Origin of the sequence: uncultured Amaricoccus sp. (genome assembly GCF_937858865.1) — a bacterium.
Classification (GTDB): Bacteria; Pseudomonadota; Alphaproteobacteria; order Rhodobacterales; family Rhodobacteraceae; genus Amaricoccus.
Window position 1 is genome coordinate 1 of record NZ_CALLYO010000361.1, and the last position, 2,285, is coordinate 2,285.

General features: G+C 69.8%; 2 protein-coding genes and 1 pseudogene. All 3 read left to right on the forward strand.

Features of this window, described 5'->3' with window-relative positions:
• Positions 1-281: pseudogene (locus Q0112_RS10420) on the forward strand (hypothetical protein); the annotation flags it as partial.
• 60 nt (positions 282-341) lie between these two features.
• Positions 342-1,466 carry an ABC transporter permease gene (locus tag Q0112_RS10425; protein ID WP_297974882.1) on the forward strand — a complete coding sequence of 375 codons (1,125 nt, stop codon included), beginning with the start codon at positions 342-344 and terminating at the stop codon, positions 1,464-1,466.
• Complete coding sequence (locus Q0112_RS10430) at positions 1,463-2,230, forward strand: ATP-binding cassette domain-containing protein (RefSeq protein WP_297974885.1); 768 nt, start codon at positions 1,463-1,465, stop codon at positions 2,228-2,230. The genes Q0112_RS10425 and Q0112_RS10430 overlap by 4 nt, the downstream gene beginning before the upstream one ends.
• Positions 2,231-2,285: the final 55 nt, after the last annotated feature.

Below are 2,285 nucleotides of genomic sequence, written 5' to 3' on the forward strand. Positions count from 1 at the left end.
GCCAGGCGGTCATCAACGCCGGGCTCGGCGGCCACGTCCAGGTCGTCGCCTACGATGCCACCAAGGACGCGATCGAGTCGCTGAACCAGGGCGTCGTGACCATGGTCCTCGCCCAGAAGCCCTTCGACATGGGCTATATGGCGGTGCAGTTCGCCGCCGCCGACGCCGCCGGCGTCACCAGCCTGCCGCGGCGGGTGGAGACCGGCTTCGCGATCATCGACAAGGACAATATCTCCGACCCCGAGATCGCGCGCTTCATCTACCAGGTGCCCGGCAACTGACGTGCCCCCGGCGGGGCGCGCCGGCGCGGCGCCCCCGCCCCACCCCGGGAAGCCAGCCTCGTGAGCGTCCTCGACCAGAGCCCATCCGCGGCCCGGACCGTCTCGCAGCGGGCGGTCCTCGCCGTCAGCCGCTTCTGGGCCTGGGCCTTCCTCGGGCTGCTCATCCTCTTCTTCGTCGTCGCCGTGCCGCTGGTGAGCGGGGGGTCGGTCAGCTTCCTCACCGTCCGCAACTCGCAGAACATCCTCGTCGCGATCACGCCGATCCTGCTGCTCGGCCTCGGGCAGACCTTCGTCATCATCGGCGCCGGCATCGACCTCTCGGTCGGCTGGGTGATGAGCCTCTGCTCGGTCACCTCGGCCCTCGCCATCCGCTGGGCCTTCAACCACGGCGTGCCGCTCTTCCCCTCGGCGGTGATCGGCTTCACCGCCGCGGTGGCGACGGCGGGCCTCGTCGGCTTCCTCAACGGCGTCATCATCGCCAAGCTGAAGGTACCGGCCTTCATCGTCACCCTCGGCTCGTCCTTCATCGTGCGCGGCGCGGCGCTGCTCATGGCCGAGAACACCACCGTCATCGGCCTGCCCCCCGGCATCCGCGCCTACGGCAACGAGGCCGTCGCCTACTTCATCCGCGGCGAGGGCGGCGGCTTCTACTGGCTGGCCCCGCCCGAGGTCTCGGGCGAGCTCCTGCGCCGGATGGACCGCATCCTGCCCTATCCGGTCGTCATCACCGCGATCGTCGTCGGCATCGCCATGTTCCTCCTGCGCAAGACGCAGTTCGGCCGCCACACCTACGCGATCGGCGGCAACCTCGAGGCGGCGCGGCGCGCCGGCATCCCGGTCGACCGGCGGATCATCGTCCTCTACATGCTCTCGGCGATCACCGCCGGCATCGCCGGCTTCCTCTCGACGCTGCGCTTCAGCGCCGGCTCGGCCGTCATCGGCGACCCGCTGCTGCTCTCCTCGATCGCCGCCGTCATCATCGGCGGGGTCAGCCTCTTCGGCGGCGCCGGCACCATCACCGGCACGGTGATCGGCTCGCTGATCATCGCGGTGCTGACCACCGGGCTCGTGATGCTGAACGTCGACGCCTTCTGGCAGTTCATCGTCGTCGGCGCCGTCGTGATCATCGCCGTCCTGATCGACCAGTCGCGCGACCTCATCGTCGGGCGGGTGCGCCAGCCATGACCGAGCCGGTCCTCTCCGTCCGCAACCTCACCAAGCGCTTCGGCGGGCTGACCGCCGTGAAGGGCGTCAGCCTCGACGTCCGCGCCGGCGAGGTCGTGGGCCTGCTCGGCGACAACGGCGCCGGCAAGTCGACGCTGATCAAATGCGTCAGCGGCGTCTACGCCGCCGAGGAGGGCGAGATCTGGCTGAACGGCGCGCGCACCAGCTTCGCGACCCCCATCGACGCCCGCAGCCACGGGATCGAGACGATCTACCAGGACCTCGCCCTCGCCAACAACCTCGACGTCCCGGCCAACATCTTCCTCGGGCGCGAGCTCAAGTCGCGCCATCTCGGCGGCCTGGTGAGGACGCTGGACGAGCGCCGCATGCTGGCCGAATCGCAGGCCGCGCTCGACGAGCTCGACATCCACTTCCCGACCCTGACCCAGCCGATCGAGAGCCTGTCCGGCGGCCAGCGCCAGGCGGTCGCCATCGCCCGCGCCGTCTACTGGGACGCGCGCCTCATGATCATGGACGAGCCGACCAACAACCTCGGCGTCCCCGAGCAGCAGAAGGTGCTCGAACTCATCGCCCGGCTGCGCGACCAGGGCGTGCCGGTCATCCTCATCACCCACACGCTGCCCGACGTCTTCGCCGTCTGCGACCGCATCGTCGTCATGCACCGCGGCCGCAAGGTCGCCGAGAAGCCGGTCGGCGACACCGACACGGGCGAGCTCGTCCACTACATGGTCGGCGCCCGCGACGACTTCGCGCCGGCGGCCTAAGGGACTTCGATCCCGATGTAGGTCCAAACCTAATCTTGCCGCGCGAGCACTTCAG

What these genes read in the sequence shown, in the direction of transcription:
- Q0112_RS10430 (WP_297974885.1), top strand. Translation starts at nt 1,463, where the DNA reads ATGACCGAGCCGGTCCTCTCCGTCCGCAACCTCACCAAGCGCTTCGGC.